The organism is Subsaxibacter sp. CAU 1640 (assembly GCF_023156585.1).
GTDB lineage: Bacteria > Bacteroidota > Bacteroidia > Flavobacteriales > Flavobacteriaceae > JBPOFM01.
On the sequence record NZ_JALNMI010000001.1, the window covers coordinates 333,021 to 352,245 of the forward strand.

At 37.7% G+C, this 19,225-nt stretch carries 15 protein-coding genes; 10 read left to right on the forward strand and 5 right to left on the reverse strand.

Going from position 1 to position 19,225, the window contains the following annotated elements:
• The first annotated feature begins 10 nt into the window (after window positions 1-10).
• Window positions 11-451: a TIGR02281 family clan AA aspartic protease gene (locus tag M0G43_RS01450; RefSeq protein WP_248022790.1), complete on the forward strand. Its 441-nt coding sequence runs from the start codon at window positions 11-13 to the stop codon at window positions 449-451.
• Window positions 452-517: 66 nt separating this feature from the next.
• Window positions 518-1,153, forward strand: a complete 636-nt coding sequence (locus tag M0G43_RS01455; protein WP_248022791.1) for a response regulator — start codon at window positions 518-520, stop codon at window positions 1,151-1,153.
• A gap of 820 nt (window positions 1,154-1,973) precedes the next feature.
• Here the strand turns inward: M0G43_RS01455 and odhB are convergent.
• A complete protein-coding gene (gene odhB, locus M0G43_RS01460) occupies window positions 1,974-3,200 on the reverse strand; it encodes a 2-oxoglutarate dehydrogenase complex dihydrolipoyllysine-residue succinyltransferase (protein ID WP_248022792.1) in 1,227 nt (408 codons plus the stop codon).
• Between the two features lie 29 nt (window positions 3,201-3,229).
• Window positions 3,230-5,989 carry a 2-oxoglutarate dehydrogenase E1 component gene (locus tag M0G43_RS01465; protein ID WP_248022793.1) on the reverse strand — a complete coding sequence of 920 codons (2,760 nt, stop codon included), beginning with the start codon at window positions 5,987-5,989 and terminating at the stop codon, window positions 3,230-3,232.
• A 120-nt stretch (window positions 5,990-6,109) separates the two neighbouring features.
• Between M0G43_RS01465 and M0G43_RS01470 the strand changes: the two genes are divergently transcribed.
• Window positions 6,110-6,643, forward strand: coding sequence for an alpha-ketoglutarate decarboxylase (locus tag M0G43_RS01470; RefSeq protein WP_248022795.1), 534 nt, complete (start codon window positions 6,110-6,112; stop codon window positions 6,641-6,643).
• Here M0G43_RS01470 and M0G43_RS01475 read toward each other — a convergent pair.
• Window positions 6,627-6,989, reverse strand: a complete 363-nt coding sequence (locus M0G43_RS01475; RefSeq protein WP_411039831.1) for a hypothetical protein — start codon at window positions 6,987-6,989, stop codon at window positions 6,627-6,629. The two genes, M0G43_RS01470 and M0G43_RS01475, sit on opposite strands and share 17 nt — an antisense overlap.
• The gene (locus tag M0G43_RS01480) at window positions 6,982-7,956 is read right to left on the reverse strand and encodes a polyprenyl synthetase family protein (RefSeq protein ID WP_248022796.1); all 975 of its coding nucleotides are present in this window, start codon (window positions 7,954-7,956) and stop codon (window positions 6,982-6,984) included. Before M0G43_RS01480 ends, M0G43_RS01475 begins: the two co-directional genes overlap by 8 nt.
• Window positions 7,957-8,114: 158 nt before the next feature.
• On the opposite strand from M0G43_RS01480, the gene M0G43_RS01485 reads away from it, so the two are divergent.
• The 7 genes from M0G43_RS01485 (at window position 8,115) to M0G43_RS01515 (ending at window position 18,724) form a co-directional block, all read left to right on the forward strand.
• On the forward strand, window positions 8,115-8,723 hold the full coding sequence (locus M0G43_RS01485; RefSeq protein ID WP_248022797.1) for a TetR/AcrR family transcriptional regulator: 609 nt from the start codon (window positions 8,115-8,117) through the stop codon (window positions 8,721-8,723).
• Window positions 8,724-8,729: 6 nt separating this feature from the next.
• Window positions 8,730-10,076 carry a TolC family protein gene (locus M0G43_RS01490; protein ID WP_248022798.1) on the forward strand — a complete coding sequence of 449 codons (1,347 nt, stop codon included), beginning with the start codon at window positions 8,730-8,732 and terminating at the stop codon, window positions 10,074-10,076.
• 10 nt (window positions 10,077-10,086) lie between these two features.
• Window positions 10,087-11,280 carry an efflux RND transporter periplasmic adaptor subunit gene (locus M0G43_RS01495; protein ID WP_248022799.1) on the forward strand — a complete coding sequence of 398 codons (1,194 nt, stop codon included), beginning with the start codon at window positions 10,087-10,089 and terminating at the stop codon, window positions 11,278-11,280.
• Entirely contained in the window at window positions 11,267-14,782 is a 3,516-nt protein-coding gene (locus M0G43_RS01500; protein ID WP_248022800.1) for an efflux RND transporter permease subunit, read from the forward strand. The genes M0G43_RS01495 and M0G43_RS01500 overlap by 14 nt, the downstream gene beginning before the upstream one ends.
• 120 nt (window positions 14,783-14,902) lie before the next feature.
• Window positions 14,903-16,657 (forward strand): aspartate--tRNA ligase, encoded by a 1,755-nt coding sequence (aspS, locus tag M0G43_RS01505; protein WP_248022801.1) that lies wholly within the window; start codon window positions 14,903-14,905, stop codon window positions 16,655-16,657.
• Window positions 16,658-16,700: 43 nt separating this feature from the next.
• A complete protein-coding gene (locus M0G43_RS01510; RefSeq protein ID WP_248022802.1) occupies window positions 16,701-18,488 on the forward strand; it encodes a chloride channel protein in 1,788 nt (595 codons plus the stop codon).
• The gene (locus M0G43_RS01515; protein WP_248022804.1) at window positions 18,488-18,724 is read left to right on the forward strand and encodes a hypothetical protein; all 237 of its coding nucleotides are present in this window, start codon (window positions 18,488-18,490) and stop codon (window positions 18,722-18,724) included. The genes M0G43_RS01510 and M0G43_RS01515 overlap by 1 nt, the downstream gene beginning before the upstream one ends.
• Here the strand turns inward: M0G43_RS01515 and M0G43_RS01520 are convergent.
• Window positions 18,721-19,170: a nucleoside deaminase gene (locus M0G43_RS01520; protein WP_248023784.1), complete on the reverse strand. Its 450-nt coding sequence runs from the start codon at window positions 19,168-19,170 to the stop codon at window positions 18,721-18,723. The two genes, M0G43_RS01515 and M0G43_RS01520, sit on opposite strands and share 4 nt — an antisense overlap.
• Window positions 19,171-19,225: the final 55 nt, after the last annotated feature.

The window sequence follows — 19,225 nt, forward strand, 5'->3', positions numbered from 1 at the left end:
ACATAAAATGATGACAACGTTAAAAGATTTCCTTCTAGAAAAAGGTTATACCAAAATAAAATTGACCCTCACCAAGACCAATCATTTTGAAATGAAAGCAACCATCAACGGTGTCAAAGGTCTGTTCATTTTAGACACTGGCGCCTCTAGCTCTTGTGTTGGTTTTGAAGCGATAGAAACTTTCAAACTAAAAGCGAAAGATAGCGAGATAAAAGCTGCAGGCGCTGGTGCGACAGATATGCTTACGCAAATTGCAAAAAAGAACAAGGTGAAAATCGGTAAATGGAAAAAGGATAAAGTAGCATTAATCCTTTTTAATTTAATCCATGTTAACATGGCACTTACCGCGCATCAGGCAAAACCTGTAGACGGTATTATTGGCGCTGATATATTGAAAAAGGGAAAAGCAATCATTGATTACGAAAAAAAGTATTTATATCTTAAATTGTAGCGTAATCCATTTCCTTTCGTTAAAAGTAAGTATCTTTATACTTCAAATCCCTCATATTAATAGCACATGCAAGCTTCAATCATCATAGCTGACGATCACCCTTTAATCCTAAAAGGACTTAATGACTTTTTAGTAGAAAAAGATTACAACGTGTTGGCAAGTGCAACGAATGGTAAAGATGCATTTGAATTAATAAAAGAATTGGAGCCAGACATCGCTGTTTTAGATATTAGAATGCCCCATCTCACCGGACTCGAAATAGCAAAAATATGTAACGAACAAAATCTATCAACAAAAATCGTTCTAATAACTTTTGAAAAGGAAGAATCAATTTATAAACAGGCGAAATCACTTCACATTTATGGTTATGTCCTGAAAGAATTTGCTCTTGCGGAATTAGAAAACTGTATAGCCTCGGTTTTTGAGGGCAGCCGCTATTTTAGTCCCGAATTGATAGAATATCTTGAAATTGATGAAGCTCCGGAAGAATTGGAGCTACTAACTCCCGCCGAAAGACGAGTATTAAAATTAATTGCTCAAAATAAAACAGCTAAAGAAATTGGTCAAATATTATTTATATCTGATAGAACTGTCGAAAAGCATAAAAGCCATATCATAAAAAAGCTTGATTTGGAATCTAAAGGTGGTAGTTTGGCACTTTTCGCAAAAGAAAACGAAGAATTTTTGAGTAAAAATACGTAGTTCTACGTATTGACCGATATTATATTTATTGCGACCTTTACAGTGCTATTAATCAATTCCCTTTTAGGATGATAAGAGCTCTGTATAATCAACGATAGATATAGAGCTCTTCCCTAGAAGTTTTACAAACGGCAAATGAAATCAAAGGTCAGCTTAATCAACACGCTTTTTATTATTGGTTTGATCATCAGTTCAATTTTGATTATATCCATGAATATTCTTATTAATTTTTAATTAGTTAGTTTAATTATCTAGAAAGAAGTTCAATCTGAAAATTCAGATTGAACTTTTTGCTTTTAATATAAGGAAAATGACATAATAGGCCTAAAAAATACGTAGTTCTACGTATTGTTTGGCAATATTTAAACCACGATATTTGTATTGCTATTAATTCTTAGGGGGATTATTTAAATTAAAAGCTCTTGATTTTCTTTTATCAAGAGCTTTTTCATTTTCTATAATTGACTCTATAAATCAATAAGCATTAAAAAATACGTAGTTCTACGTATTGTTTGGTGTTTTTGTAATGTCGAAATTTACATTATTATTTTAGTTAATTATTAGGGTAATTGTTAAGGGCCCTGAATTGTCATTGATTCAGGGTTTTTATTTGAAGTAAAAATTCTTAAAGATGTTTCATTTCTTCGATGAAAAAAAACAATTATAGTATCGCGAACACAATTTTGATCATCGGTCTAATTTTGAGTGCAGTTCTCATTATAACCGCAAATATCGTTGTTAACTTTTTTTAGAGTTTATAATAATGTAAAAGGGCAACTGTGATGAAGTTGCCCTTTAGTTTGTTCATTTAGGTTGATTGTTATAATTCCAATGCTCGTTTAACATCATTATCCATCAACAGTTCTGTCGGGTTTTCTAGAGCTTCTTTAACAGCTACCAAAAATCCAACACTCTCCTTACCATCAATAATTCGATGATCATATGATAATGCTACATACATAATGGGGCGAATTTCAACATGTCCATCAATGGCCACTGGCCGCTCAACAATATTGTGCATTCCTAGAATACCACTTTGTGGAGGATTGATAATAGGTGTAGACAACATACTTCCAAAGACACCACCATTTGAAATAGTAAAGGTACCTCCAGTCATTTCATCCACCGTAATTTGACCATCGCGCGCTCTTATGGCCAGACGTTTCACTTCCGACTCAACACCTCTAAAACTTAAGTTTTCAGCGTTCCTAATTACCGGAACCATCAAGCCTTTCGGTCCTGAAACTGCTATACTGATATCACAGAAATCATAACTTATCATTTCTTGACCATCAATCATGGAATTGACCGCTGGATACATTTTCAATGCTCGAACCACTGCTAATGTAAAGAAACTCATGAAGCCCAAACTTACACCGTGTTTGTTTTTGAAAGTTTCCTTATACTCTTCACGAAGTGCAAAGATGGGCGACATGTCAACTTCATTAAAAGTTGTCAGCATTGCCGTTGTGTTTTTAGCTTCAACCAGACGTTCAGCAACTTTTCGCCGCAACATGGACATTTTACTTCGTGAAGTTCCTCTATTTCCACCTGTAGGTGTACCCATCGATGGCGTAGCTTTAACTGCGTCATCCTTTGTAACTCGTCCGTCTTTTCCTGTACCTTTTACATTAGACGCCTCCATGTTTTTTTCAGCCAATATTTTCTTTGCTGCAGGGCTTGCAGTTCCTGTAGCATAAGTTTTAGTTTCAACAGTAGGTTTTGATTCTTCTTTTTTAGGCGTTTCCTCTTTAGAACTAGTCTCTTCTTTTTGGTCTTCTTTGGCAGGTGAATCACCATCAGGTTTTTCAGCACTGGTGTCGATTAAACACACCACTTCTCCCACAGCAACTGCATCTCCTTCTTCAGCCTTCAAAGTAATAATTCCGCTTGCTTCGGCAGGCAATTCTAAAGTAGCTTTATCGCTATCAACTTCCGCGATGGCCTGATCTTTTTCCACATAATCACCATCAGCTACCAACCACGTTGCGATTTCAACCTCTGTGATGGACTCTCCTGGCGAAGGAACTTTCATTTCTAAAATCATCGTACTCTTTATTTTAGTGTTTTGTTAAATTATCGTTGGTTATTTTTAGTTTTATCAAAGACAAAGTCTATTACTTCTTGATGACGACGCTTCGAGCGGATAGCACTACCAGCAGCAGGCGCTCCGTAAGGTCTTAAGGAAGCAACCCTAAAGGATTTTGCTTCGTCCAGATGCATCAACATATGGCTGTAAGCGCCCATGTTTCTTGGTTCTTCTTGTGCCCAAACAACATCATCAGCATTTTTATACTTTCTCAAAACGCTTCTAATTTCTTCGGAAGGTAATGGGAATAATTGTTCAATCCGTACAAAAGCGACATCGTCTCTACCTAATTTTTCGCGCTCTTCAAACAAGTCATAATAAAACTTACCTGTTAGGAACACTAATGTTTTGATTTTTTCAGCTTTCGCATTTTCAGCATCAATCAGCATTTGGAAACTTCCATTGGCAAACTCTTCAACTGTGGATACACATTTAGGATGTCTCAACAAACTCTTTGGCGTAAATACAATCAATGGTTTTCTGAAATTGGATTTCATTTGTCTACGAAGCAGATGATACATGTTTGCTGGTGTTGTACAATCTGCGACATACATATTGTCCACAGCACACAACTGAAGATAACGTTCCATGCGGGCAGAGGAATGTTCTGCACCTTGTCCTTCATATCCATGAGGCAACAACATCACCAATCCGTTTTGGAGTTTCCATTTATCCTCTGCTGCAGAAATGTATTGGTCTATCATTATTTGTGCTCCATTGCTGAAATCTCCAAATTGTGCTTCCCAAATGGTTAGAGTTATTGGGCTTGCCATCGCGTAACCATAATCGAAACCAACAACGCCATATTCTGACAATAACGAATTATATATGAAAAATATTCCTTGTTTATCGCTTATTTGATTCAATAAGACTACTTCCTCCTCACTATCTTCAACCTTTACAACGGCATGACGATGTGAAAAGGTACCACGTTCTACATCTTGACCCGAAATACGAACATCATAACCTTCTTCAAGCAATGTTCCATAAGCCAAATGCTCTGCCATCGCCCAATCGAGTTTATCTTCATCAAACATTGTTTTACGCGACTCTATAAGACGCTCAATTTTTTTAATGAACTTTTTGTCTTTTGGCAATGACGAAATAACATCTGTTATTTGAGATAATTTATCCTTTGAAACTTTTGTATCTACAGGCTTCATCATTTCAACTTCCGTGACATTTACAAAATCTTTCCATTCATTTTGCATAAATGGTGTAATGACGGTTTTTTCTACCTTACGTGAATCTTCAAGTTTTTCCTCAAGAGATGCTTTGTATTCTTCTTCAAGTTTTGACGTATAATCTTTGTCGATAATTCCTTCAGCCAACAATTTCTTATTGTAAATTTCTCTCGGATTATCGTGTCTGGCAATCGCCTTGTACAATTTTGGTTGCGTGAAACGAGGTTCATCACCTTCGTTATGACCATATTTTCTATAACCTAATAAATCGATAAAGACATCTCGCTTAAATTCCATACGGAAATCTAAAGCGAACAACATAGCGTGAACAACTGCCTCAACATCATCTGCATTGACATGGAGTACTGGTGACAACGTCACTTTTCCGACATCTGTACAGTAAGTACTGGAACGGCCGTCTAAATAATTTGTAGTAAAACCAACTTGGTTATTTACTACAATATGAATGGTTCCGTTTGTTTTATAACCGTCCAATTTCGCCATTTGTATTATTTCATACACGATACCTTGTCCGGCTATCGCGGCATCGCCATGAACAATTATAGGCAGTACTTGTGATGGATTGTCAGGATATTTATCATCTTGCTTGGCTCTAACTATACCTTCCACAACTGCACCAACGGTTTCCAAATGCGAAGGGTTAGGCGCTATATTCAAATTGATTTTTTTACCTCCCTTGGTTTCTCTATCGCTGGTCCAGCCCAAATGGTATTTGACGTCTCCATCAAATATTTCTTGCTCGTAGTCTTTACCGTCAAATTCACTGAATAAATCTTTTGCAGATTTACCAAAAATATTGATCAAAGTACTCAAACGGCCACGATGTGCCATACCCATTACAAATTCTTGCACACCATAATCGGCAGCCTTCTCGATGACGGTATCTAAAGCTGGAATAAGAGATTCACCACCTTCAAGTGAAAAACGTTTTTGACCAACATATTTTGTGTGCAAAAAGTTTTCAAATGACACTGCTTCATTGAGTTTTTTGAGGATATGCTTTTTTTGTTCAACAGAAAATTTTGGCTGATTGTCATTGATATTCAGTTTATTTTGAATCCATTGAATTTCCTTCGGATTTCTGATATACATATACTCCACTCCTATGGAGTAACAGTAAATTTTTTCCAGATGATCAATGATGCTACTCAAAGTTTGAGCTCCGATACCGAGAATTTCTCCAGCAGAAAAAACTGTATTTAAATCGTCTTTGGATAAATTGAAATTTTCTAACGCCAAAGTTGGCTCGTATTTGCGACGCTCTCTTACAGGGTTTGTTTTTGTAAACAAATGGCCTCTATTACGATAACCATCTATCAAACGTACCACATTGAATTCCTTTTGCATGTGCTCCGGAATTTCTGGAGTAATACAGTTTTCTGCTAAAACACCATTTAGATCGGCATTTTCACTACCAAAATCAAAACCTTGAAAAAAGGCTCTCCAACTTGGTTCAACGGCATCGGGATTTTGTAAATATTGGTCGTATAAATCAGCAAAATATGCTGTATGCGCGGCATTGAGGAAAGAATATTTATCCATTATAAATTCTGAAACTTTATAGTCTTTTCAAATTTTCCCCAAAAATACAACTTTTACCATAATTAGAATTGGTTTTAGTATATTTATATGATATTGTATTATCTAAATCTTGAATCGATTATGTTGCCTCAAACTCTTCAAAAAAAGACCTTGATTTTTGCGTTTTTAGTAATTTCTACGTCTCTCACCTTTTCTCAAAATACCAGGTCTGATTCCAACGAATTTTGGAAACACGTACGCTTCGGTGGAGGTATCGGTTTAAGTTTTGGCGATGGCTTTTTTAGTGGAACATTGGCTCCGAGCGCCATATATGAATTCAATCCACAATTTGCTTTGGGAATAGGCTTAAATGGCACTTACAATTCTCGGAAGAATTTCTTTAAATCAACTATCTTCGGAGGCAGCTTGATTGCACTTTTTAATCCAATTCAGGAAATTCAACTATCGGCCGAATTGGAAGAACTCAATGTTCAGCGCAATTGGGAAGATGCCACCGGCATTGCTGATGAAAATTATTGGTATCCTGCTTTGTTTATGGGTGTAGGTTATCGCACTCAAAATGTAGCGTTTGGCATTCGATATGATGTACTTTATGACCGAGACAAGAGCATCTATGCCGACCCTTGGGCGCCTTTTGTCAGAGTTTATTTTTAAACCAAACCTTTTGCCATTCTCTTTTCAAAATGAGAAATGTAATGTCTTCCGATAATTGAAGCGTATCATTGCCATCCAACTGCCTTACTTTTTCTTCGGAAACATCCACGATGTAGAGCAGATTGAGATAATCCATAAATCGTTCCTGAATCAATTTATAGATGGTTTCTTGAAGCATCAACTTCAAACTTGAAGGCAATACATTTTCTTCAAATTCCAAAGTGAGATTAGCAAACAGTAAATCTTTGTTGAGTTGTGCAATCAATTTTGGATACAACTCCAAATAATTGGCTTCCGAAATCAAGTCTTGAAATGTAGCAATATCCTTCATTTCTGTCTTAAACATTTCTGTTCATCAATTGCTCTCCAAATTTCCTCAACATCAATTTATTATCGTCTGAAATGGACAACGTGTCTAGTACAGAAAAAGCCTTGTCTGTATAAGTTTTAATAGCCATTTGAGTAGCTTCAGCTGAACCGCTGGACACGAATAAGTGTTTCACTGTTTCTATTTTTTGTCTCGAATCAGAAGGACTGATGCCATATAAATGTTCCAATTGAAGTTTGTCGTCATCATTCGAAAATTCTAAAGCTTTCAGATATAAAAACGTTTTTTTATTTTCAATAATATCACCTCCTATCTGCTTTCCAAAAGTGGCTTCATCACCAAACGCATCCAAATAATCATCCTGTAACTGAAACGCAATGCCCAAATTTTTTCCGAAGCCATAAATCAAATCTCGATTTGCTTCAGTTGCTCCAGCAACAATAGCACCCATTTTCATCGCTGCGGCTACCAAAACGGCTGTTTTATATTCAATCATCTTCAAATATTCTTCTATCGTCACATCGTCCCGAACTTCAAAATCGACATCATATTGCTGACCTTCACAGACTTCCAAAGCTGTTCTGCTGAACAATTTTGCCAATGATTGAAACGTTTTTGGCTCATAATTTTCAAACAATTGATACGCCATTATCAGCATCGCATCACCAGAAAGAATCCCAGTATTTACATCCCATTTTTCGTGAACCGTTTCTTTGCCTCGTCTCAAAGGCGCATCATCCATAATATCATCGTGAACCAATGAAAAATTATGAAAGACCTCAACACTTAATGCAGCATCCATCGCTTTTTGATAATTTCCTTCAAAAATATCTGCCGTCATTAACGTGAGTACAGGACGTAAACGTTTGCCACCCAACATCAATATATAGTTGATAGGTTCATACAGGGATTTTGGCTCTTTTTTCGTGGCGAAAGCTTCAAGATACTCACGAAATGCCTTCTGATAGAATTCAATTTTTTGCATCGGACAAAAATAATGTAATTGGGCTGATTGTACTAATCTTTGAATTTAAAATGAAACAGTCATAAAATTCAGTTTAAGAGTGCAATGTTAAAAAATCATTAAAACTTTGGAAACTTTTTTTGTTTTTAAAGTTTCCATACTTACTTTTGTACCCGATTATGAAAGAAGATATTTTAAAAACAGCTGCAGAATTATTCTTGACCTATGGGTTTAAGAGTGTGACGATGGATGATATTGCCAATGCAATGGGAATATCAAAAAAAACTGTGTACCAACACTTTGAGAACAAAAATGATTTAGTGGAAGAAACTACTTTATTTATGTTCAAGTTGATTTCCGAAGGAATCGAAGACATTCGAAAAGAAGAGCGAAACCCGATTGATGAGATTTTTGAAATCAAGCGTTTCTTGATGAGAAACTTGAAAGACGAAAAGTCATCGCCTCAATATCAGTTGGAAAAGTATTATCCGAAAATATTTAAGGACATCAAGGAAAAGCAATTTTGCGTTATGGAAGATTGCGTGGCTTGCAACTTGGAACGTGGTGTTAAAAACGGATTGTACCGAGACAGCATCAATGTGGAATTCATTTCAAAAATCTATTTCACTTGTATGATGGCATTGAAAGATAAAGAACTGTTCCCTTTGAACAATTTCTCAATGCGAAACTTGATGAACAATTATTTGGAATACCATTTAAGAGGCATTTGCACACCAAAAGGCCTACAATTATTAGATAACTATATAGAAACCAATCACAATCAATAAACGCCAATGAGAAAAACACTCATATTTATCACAACTTTAATGATGACTTCTTTCGGCTTTTCGCAAGAAACGCCTACGCAATTCAGTTTGCAGGAAGCCATCGATTTCGCACTTCAAAACAACCGAACAGCCATCAATGCTGCTCGCGACATTGATGCTGCCAAAGCCCAAAAATGGGAAACCACAGCCAGCGGTTTGCCACAAATAAGCGCTGCTGTCGATTATCAAAATTTCTTGAAGCAGCAAGTTCAGGTTATTCCAGCGGAGTTTTTCGGTGGACAACCAGGAGAATTTGCTGAAGTGGTTTTTGGAACCAAACAAAATATGACAGCCTTTGCCACTTTGAACCAAAAGATATTTGATGGTTCTTACATTGTCGGACTGCAATCGGCGAAAGTGTTTTTGGAAATTTCACAGAATGCAAAGACAAAAACCGATTTGGAAGTTCGAAAATCTGTCATCAATGCGTATGGAAATGTTTTGCTTGCGGAAGAAAGCATCCAAATTCTGGAAAGAAACCTCGAAGTGTTGCAAAAGAACCTCGACGAGACCACAAAAATCTATGAAAATGGTCTGACGGAAGAAGAAAACGTTGAGCAATTGAAAATCACTTTATCTGGCGTGGAAAGCAGTTTGAACAACACCAATCGGATGAAAACCTTGGCCTATCAAATGCTGAATATTACGCTTGGCCTTGATGTGTATCACGAAACGGTTTTGACCGATAGCCTTGAAACTTTAACAGCACAAAACATCTCTTTAGGTTTACTTGAAGCAGATGCTAATGCTGAAAATACCATCGACTATCAAATTGCCGAAAATGACAAAGTTTCAAAGGAATTACTTCTAAAACTTGAAAAAAGCAAAGCACTTCCCACATTGAACGGATTTTTAAATGGAGGATATTCTGCATTTAGTGATGAATTTTCATTCTTGGATAAAGACCAAGACTGGTTTGGTTCATCGTTGTTCGGAGTTAGCCTGAATATTCCAATTTTCAGTTCTGGAATGCGAAATTCTGCCACGCAACGTGCGAAAATCAATTTGGAAAAAGCAGAAACTGACCTTTTGGAAACGCAACAGAAAATCACTTTGAATATCGCAAAAGCAAAAAGCGATTACCAATTCGCCATTGAGGATTACGACAATAAAAAGGAAAATCTAGCATTGGCAGAACGCATCGAAAATAAAAATCAGACGAAATTCTTCGAAGGCATTTCCACAAGTTTTGATTTACGCCAAGCACAGACACAATTATACACAGCGCAGCAAGAATTTTTGCAGTCGATGCTAGATGTCATCAATAAAAAAGCAGAATTAGAAACCGTTTTAAATACAACAATCAATCAATAACAACCATAAAATGAGACATATATTATCAATTTTAACTATTGCGTTCATTTTGACTTCTTGTGGAGAAGAGCAGAAGAATTCAGTGGAAAAGGTTCTGGAAAGCAATAATCTGGAAACTATTAGAAAAAAACGTGCTGAACTTGTGAATGAACAAGAAGCTATTCATTCAAAAATCAAACAATTGGATGAAAAAATCGCTGCATTGGACACCACTAAAAATGTTCCTTTGATTACGACTTTCAAAGCCACACAAGAAGAATTTGTGCATATGCTTGAACTTCAAGGAAACGTGACTACAAAAAATCTTTTGGTCATCACACCTGAATACAACGGGATTTTGACAAATGTCTATGTGAAAGAAGGACAAAAAGTTTCGAAAGGTCAAACGTTAGCAAAAATCGATGATGGTGGATTGGGTCAACAATTGGCGCAATTGGAAATTCAAGCTGATTTAGCAAAAACAACTTTTGAACGTCAAAAGCGTCTATGGGACCAAAAAATAGGAAGTGAAATTCAATATCTACAGGCTAAATCATCGTATGAATCGCAAGTTGAAGCGGTTAATCAGTTGAAATCTCAATTGGCAAAAACCACAGTGCGTGCGCCTTTTTCAGGAACGATTGATGACGTAATTACCGAACAAGGAAGTGTAGTTGCTGCTGGTCAAACCCAACTGATGCGTATCGTCAACCTAGACGATATGTATATCGAAACGGAAGTGCCTGAACGTTATGTAGCAGACGTCACTGCTGGTAAAAAAGTGGAAGTTGAATTTCCTGTACTTGGAAAAACCATTGATACAAAAGTTCGTCAGGCAAGCGATTTCATCAATCCAGCCAATAGAACTTTTAGAGTTGAAGTGGCAATTCCGAATAAGGAAAAATCCATCAAACCTAATTTAACTGCCAAGTTGAAAATCAATGACTACACTAGTGAAAAAGCATTGTTGATACCACAAAGCATCATTTCTGAAAATGCAGACGGTGAGCAGTATGTCTACATCGTCAAAGACAAAAATGGTGAAGGTGAAGGCATTGCAAATCGTGTAATCATCAAAACAGGAAAAACACAAGGTGATGTCATTGAGGTCTTGGAAGGAATTGACGATGGAGCAGAGCTTATCAAAGAAGGCGCAAGAAGCGTAAAAGATGGACAATCAGTGAAAGTAATAACATTTGAATCAAACACCAATGGCGAAAACTAAAAAGAAAAAAGAGGTCGACAAGGAGTTTGGTCTGTCGTCTTGGGCGATTAACAACAAGACCACAATGTATGTCCTTATTTTGGTCATCTTCTATTTGGGAGTTACGGCATTCTTCAGTATGCCTAGAGAAAATTTCCCGGAAGTCAATGAGACCAAAATCTACGTCAGCACTGTGTATCCAGGTAATACAGCTGAAGATATCGAGAAATTGGTTACAGACCCATTGGAAGACCAACTGAAAACGGTCAGTAATGTTGTGGACATTACCTCAACTTCTCAAGAAGATTATTCGATGATTGTTGTCGAATTTGATGAAGGCATAAGCGTTGACCAAGCAAAGCAAAAGGTAAAGGACGAAATCGACAGTGAAACTGCCAGTGAAGATTGGCCAACCTTCAATGATGCCAAAGTGGAGCCAGATGTATTTGAATTAAGCCTTTCGGAAGAAATGCCAATTTTAAACATCAATATTTCTGGTGATTATCCAGTCGAAAAACTAAAGGATTATGCCGAATATCTTCAAGATGAAATTGAAGATTTATTGGAAATAAAGAAAGTAGATATTCGTGGTGCACAGGAAAAAGAAGTTGAGGTTGCTGTGGATATCTATAAAATGATGGCTTCTGATGTTACTTTCAATGACATTATCGGAGCCATCAATAGTGGAAATACCACAATGTCTGCTGGAAATTTGATTGCCAGTGGACAAAGAAGAACCATAAGAGTTTTGGGTGAAATTGAATCACCTTCTGAACTTGAAGATTTTGTTGTAAAGTCAGAAAACGGAAATGCCATCTATCTAAAAGATGTGGCTACAGTATCGTTCAAGGAAGAGGACAAAACCACCTTTGCTAGAGAATATGGTCATCCTGTTGTAATGCTCGATGTCAAAAAACGTGCTGGTAAAAATATGGTGGATGCCGTTGAGCAAATCAAGGTTATTGTTGAAGATGCAAAGAAGAACGAATTCCCTTCAGATTTGACTATCACCATCGCAAACGACCAGTCTTCAGTAACAATTGGTCAAGTAGATGATTTGGTTAACAATATCATTTTTGGTGTCATTCTCGTGGTAACCGTTCTAATGTTCTTCCTTGGATTCAAAAACGCCATCTTCGTAGGATTTGCGATTCCGATGTCGATGTTTATGTCTTTGATGATTCTGAATTTACTCGGTCACAGTTTGAACACGATGGTACTTTTCGGTCTTATTATGGGTCTGGGAATGCTCGTGGATAACGGAATTGTGGTAGTGGAGAATGTCTATCGATTGATGGACGAAGAGGGTATGAGCCGAATGGAAGCAGCCAAAAAGGGAATTGGCGAGATTGCCTTTCCTATCATCATTTCAACGGCGACTACTGTTGCGGCATTCATTCCATTAGGTCTTTGGCCGGGAATTATGGGAGAATTTATGATGATTTTGCCGATTACGCTTTCCATTGTTCTTGGTTCATCATTGTTCGTGGCGATATTTTTCAATTCCGTGTTGGTATCTCAATATATGAATATCGAAGATAAAGATATGCCTTTGAAAAGAATCATTATCACCACGAGCGTTATGGCTGGGTTGGGTATTCTGGTCTTCTTGGTGGCAGGCGAATATCGTGCTTTGGGAACTTTGATGGTGTTTACAGCCATTATGCTTTGGGTGTATCGTTTGTTTTTGCGTAAATGGGCAAATAATTTCCAGAACAATTCATTGGTAAGATTGGAAAACTGGTACGAGCGACAATTACGTCGTGCGCTTTCAGGTCGCAAACCATACATTTTGACCATCGGAACAGTCATATTATTGTTTGCAGCGTTTATTGCTTTCGGAATTTCATTAGGAACACAACGAACCAAAGTAGAGTTTTTCCCAGATAATAAGCCGAATCAAATCATTGTTTACATAGAATATCCTCAAGGTACAGCCATCGAAAAAACGAATGCCATCACCAAGGAAATCGAGAAGCGTGTATATGATGTTTTAGATGACAATCAATATAAAAAAGGTGATTATAACTTCTTGGTAGAAAGTGCTGTGTCGCAAGTAGGCGAAGGTGCTGGAAATCCGCAAACAGAAGGTGGTTCAACGGCCGAAATGCCACATAAGGCAAAAATCACAGCATCAATGCGAGAATACAAATATCGTGAAGGCGAGGATAGTGAATTGTTGCGTCAAAAAGTTCAAAAAGCTTTGGTTGGTATTTACCCAGGAGTCTTGATTTCAGTGGAGAAAGATGCCAACGGTCCGCCAGCAGGTGCACCAATTAACATTGAGATTGAAGGTGATGATTATAATGAATTGATTGCAACTGCCGAAAATATGCGCGAGTTTATCAATGAGAAAAACATTGCAGGAATCGATGAACTCAAGATTGATGTAAACAAGGATAAACCAACGATGCGAGTGACTGTAGACAGAAAAAAGGCAGGCGAGCTTGGCGTCAGCGCTTCACAAGTTGGTCAGCAATTACGAAACTCAATTTTTGGAGCTAAAGCCGGAATTTACAAAGAAGATGGTGATGATTTTGACATTTATGTTCGTTTTAATGAAGATTTGCGTTACAATACCAGTGCGCTTTTCAATCAAAACATCACATTTAGGGACAATACTGGTCAGTTAAAGGTCATTCCTCTATCTACGCTGGCAAAACAAGAAAATAATAGTGGTTTTAGTGCCATTAAACACGCTGGAACACGACGTGTGGTGACTGTATATTCTGCTCTGGCGCCTGGTTATACAGATGCACAAGCTATCGTCACCCAAATTCAGAATGAAATGAAGAGCTATGAAGGTCTCCCTGAAAATATCAAGATTGATTACACAGGACAAATTGAAGAGCAAAACAAGCAAATGGCATTTTTAATGGGTGCATTTTTTACAGGATTGATGTTGATTTTCTTCATTTTGATTTTCCAATTCAATTCTGTTTCTAAACCAGCAATCATTATGCTTGCCATATTCTTGAGTTTTATTGGTGTATTCGGAGGCATTGTGATTACAGGAAGTGCATTCGTGATTATGATGACGATGGTGGGAATTATTTCTCTCGCAGGAATTGTGGTGAATAATGGTGTGGTACTTTTGGACTACGCTCAATTATTGATAGACAGAAAGAAAAACGACTTGGATTTAGATGAAAGTGAACATCTTTCAACAGAAGATTTATTTGAAAGCATTGTGAGAGCAGGTAAAGCACGTTTGCGTCCAGTACTTTTAACGGCTATTACTACCATACTGGGTTTGATTCCATTGGCAATTGGGTTGAATATCAATTTCTTTACATTATTTAGAGATTTCAATCCAAATATCTATATGGGAGGTGATAACGTCGTATTCTGGGGACCATTGGCGTGGACTGTCATCTACGGTCTGTTTGTCGCAACATTCTTGACCTTGATTGTCGTGCCAGTGATGTTTTTCCTAACGATGAAATTTAAAATGTGGCTGCGAGGAAAAATAAAATCAGTCAATCAAGAACTGGATGATGAACCTGTCGCAAGTTTAGAATAAATTATCAAAAAGCCTCAATAAGAATTGAGGCTTTTTTATTCAATAATAGCTTAACTTCCTTAAATTTGCATCCTCTAACATCAAAACATTAGCGTTTCGATGTAAAATGTTTCAAAAAATATGTACAGAAGTCATAACTGCGGCGAACTGCGTTCATCGCATATCAATAAAGAAGTAACCTTGGCAGGTTGGGTGCAAAAGTCACGTGATAAGGGATTCATCGTTTGGGTCGATTTACGTGACCGTTATGGAATCACACAATTAGTGTTTGATGAAGAACGCACTTCAAAAGAGATGATGGAAAAAGCCCAGAAATTGGGTCGTGAGTTTGTAATTCAAGTAAAAGGAACTGTTATTGAGCGTGCTTCCAAAAATCCAAATATGCCAACAGGCGATGTCGAGATTTTAGTTTCAGAATTGACCGTTTTGAACTCCGCTTTGCTTCCGCCTTTCACTATTGAAGATGAAACCGATGGTGGTGAAGAGTTGCGTATGAAATATCGCTATCTCGACATTCGTCGCAATCCTGTCAAAAACAGTTTGATGTTCCGTCACAAAGTGGCACAAGAGGTTAGAAATTATCTTTCCAGGGAAGGGTTTATTGAGGTTGAAACACCTTATTTGATTAAATCCACTCCTGAAGGCGCTCGCGATTTCGTGGTACCTTCTCGTATGAACGAAGGTCAATTTTATGCGCTTCCACAATCGCCTCAAACATTTAAGCAACTGTTGATGGTGGGCGGAATGGATAAGTATTTCCAGATAGTGAAATGTTTCCGTGATGAAGATTTACGTGCTGACCGTCAACCAGAATTTACACAAATTGATTGCGAAATGGCGTTTGTGGAACAAGAAGACATTTTGAATGCTTTTGAAGGTTTAACACGTCATCTTTTGAAAGAAGTGAATGGTGTTGAAATTGAAAAGTTTCCACGTATCACCTACGACGAAGCCATGCAAAAATACGGAAACGACAAGCCAGACATTCGTTTTGGGATGGAATTTGGCGAGTTGAATGACGTAACACAACACAAAGATTTTGGTATTTTCAATAATGCAGAATTAGTGGTTGGTATCGCTGTTCCTGGCGGAAATAACTTCACAAGAAAAGAGATTGATCAATTGATTGATTGGGTAAAACGCCCACAAATTGGTGCGATGGGAATGGTGTATGTAAGATGCAATGAGGATGGAACTTATAAATCTTCTGTTGACAAGTTTTATGATGAAGCAGATTTGGCAAAATGGGCCGAAGTCACAGGTGCCAAAGCTGGTGATTTGATTTGTGTGCTTTCAGGAAACAAGGACAAAGTACGTCCACAATTGAGTGCTTTGCGTATGGAGTTGGCAACACGACTTGGATTGCGCAAACCGAACGAATTTGCACCGCTTTGGGTGGTGGATTTTCCTCTCTTGGAATGGGATGAAGAAACCGAGCGTTACCACGCAATGCACCATCCATTTACGTCACCAAAACCAGGACAGATTCAGCTTTTGGAAACCAATCCTGGTGCCGTGAAAGCAAATGCCTATGATTTGGTATTGAACGGAAACGAAATTGGAGGTGGTTCCATCAGAATTCACGATAAAAAAACACAAGCTTTGATGTTTGATTATTTAGGGTTTACACCTGAAGAAGCAAAAGCGCAGTTTGGGTTTTTGATGGATGCATTTCAATATGGAGCACCACCACACGGAGGTTTGGCTTTCGGGTTGGATAGATTGGTTGCCATTTTGGGTGGACAGGAAACAATTCGCGATTTCATTGCGTTCCCTAAAAACAATGCTGGTCGCGATGTGATGATAGATGCTCCTGCTCCTATCGATGACAAACAATTGGCTGAATTAAGTTTAAAATTGAACATTCAATCATAACAAGATAATCCTGCGATGCAGGATTTTTTTATTTCAAAGAACAATGCCTAACCGCTCATTTTTCAAACGGTTTTTGATATGGAGAGCAAAACACATCTCCCATAAGCAGTTTGTAGCTGTTTTGAGCATATTGGTTGGCTTTACGTCTGGTGTTGGTGCGGTTGTACTGAAAAACTTAACACACTTTATACAGCACATTCTCGAAGGTAATTTGGTCCAATATTACCATCACGCATTTTACTTTTTGTTCCCAATCATCGGTTTGACCTTGGTATACCTCATCATTAAATATGTAATTCGCCATAAGGTGAGTCACGGCATTCCTTCAACGCTCTTTTCAATTTCAAAAAGAAAAGGTATTATGAAGCAATATCAGATGTTTGGTTCCATTCTAACGGCTCCTTTTACGGTAGGTTTTGGAGGTTCCGTCGGTCTCGAAGGACCAACGGTTGCAACGGGTTCAGCCATCAGCAGTAACATATCTCGTTTATTTCACGTAAACCAAAGCACCAGAAACCTATTGATTGGTTGTGCAGCCGCAGGAGCGATGTCATCGATTTTCAAGGCTCCAATCGCTGCAATTATCTTTGCAATTGAAGTGTTCAGTCTCGATTTGACGATTGCGTCGATGTTGCCACTGCTTTTGGCATCACTTTCAGCAATATTGACCTCCTATTTTTTCTTTGGTGACGATATTTTATTGCCTTTTCGTATTGAAGACCATTTTGAACTATCGGATGCGCCTTTTTATGCAATTTTAGGTGTCGTAGCGGCATTCGTTTCAATCTATTTCACTGAAGTTTATGACCGAATTCAACGATTTTTCGATACGATAGACTCTCCCATTAAACGCCTTATCATAGGTGGTGTGTGCTTGGGAATTCTCATATATTTTATTCCACCTTTATATGGTGAAGGATTCGACGTCATAAATAATCTCATAGCTGGCAATCCAGAGAAAGCACTGGAAAACAATATTTTTCATCTCGAAGTGACCAACATTTGGATTATTATTGGTCTTTTGGCTGGATTGGTGTTTTTCAAAATCATTGCCAGTGCTCTGACTTTTGGTGCTGGAGGCGTTGGAGGAATTTTTGCGCCAACACTTTTTATGGGAAGCATTATGGGCAATTGCATTGCGAAAATCATCAACAATATTGGGCTGACAAATCATCCTGTTTCCGAAAGTAATTTTACGCTTGTAGGGATGGCTGGATTGATGGCTGGCGTGCTCCACGCACCATTGACAGCCATTTTCTTGATAGCCGAAGTTACAGGTGGTTACGAACTTTTTATCCCGCTGATGTTGACCGCGGCTATTTCCTTTGGAATCACTAAAAGTTTTCATCCACATTCTGTTTACACAATGGAATTAGGTCGAAAAGGTGAATTGATTACGCACGATAAAGACCACGCAGTATTAACCCTGATGGATATCAACAAAGTGGTAGAAAATAATTTTGCAAAAGTGACCACAACGATGACACTTGGAAGCATTGTTCATGAAGCCGTTGTAAAATCCAGCCGAAATATTTTTCCGGTAATCGATGAAAACACTGAAAAACTAAAAGGCGTCATTCTTTTGGATGATATCAGACCGATTATGTTTGACCAAAGCCTTTATAACGAAGTGTATGCAAGCGACGTGATGCAAAGTCCGCCAGATATCATCGATATTGAAAAAGATAAAATGACCGATATTATGAAAAAGTTTCAAGATAGCAACGCCTGGAATCTTCCTGTTGTTAAAAATGATATTTACGTCGGATTTATTTCCAAATCGAAGTTACTGACGATGTACCGAAGAAAGCTAATCAATATCACACACTGATGAAATACATCATAGCCCTTTCGTTTATTTTAAGTATTGCCAGTATCATTCTTGGGTTTTTATGGGAAACAGACTTCTCGCAAAAAATGATTGGTGGTGGCGTTGCAGGTTTGTTCATCATTGCATTTCCATTGTTTTCTTGGTATCGCTGGAAAGACAAAAAAGTGGAAGATTATATGCTCACAAAAGAAAACTTGAAAAAGATGCGCGAGCGAGAAGGAGATAAGCGTCGTTAATTCAGATTTCGTTTTTCAATAAAGAAGCGTTTCAGTAACTGCGATGATTCTTCTTCTAAAACACCACCTAACATGACTGTTTTTGGGTGTAATTTAGCATTCAAAGCTGTATAACCTCGTTGTTCATCCTTTGCACCATATACAATTCGGGAAATTTGACTCCAATACAGAGCGCCTGCACACATCTGGCAAGGTTCTAACGTTACATATAATGTGCAATTATGAAGATATTTTCCGCCTAAAAAATTTGATGCTGCTGTGATGGCCTGCATTTCCGCATGAGCCGTCACATCTACAAGCATTTCGGTGAGATTGTGCGTTCTCGCAATAACTCGATTATCTATCACAATAACTGCTCCCACAGGTATTTCACCTTTTGCATAAGCGAGTTCAGCTTCCTGAAGCGCTTTCTTCATAAAGTAGGTGTCATCAAAAGGTTCTAACATCATAAAATCCAAAATCGTTTGGAGTAAAAATACGATTTCAAATGGTACATTTGCA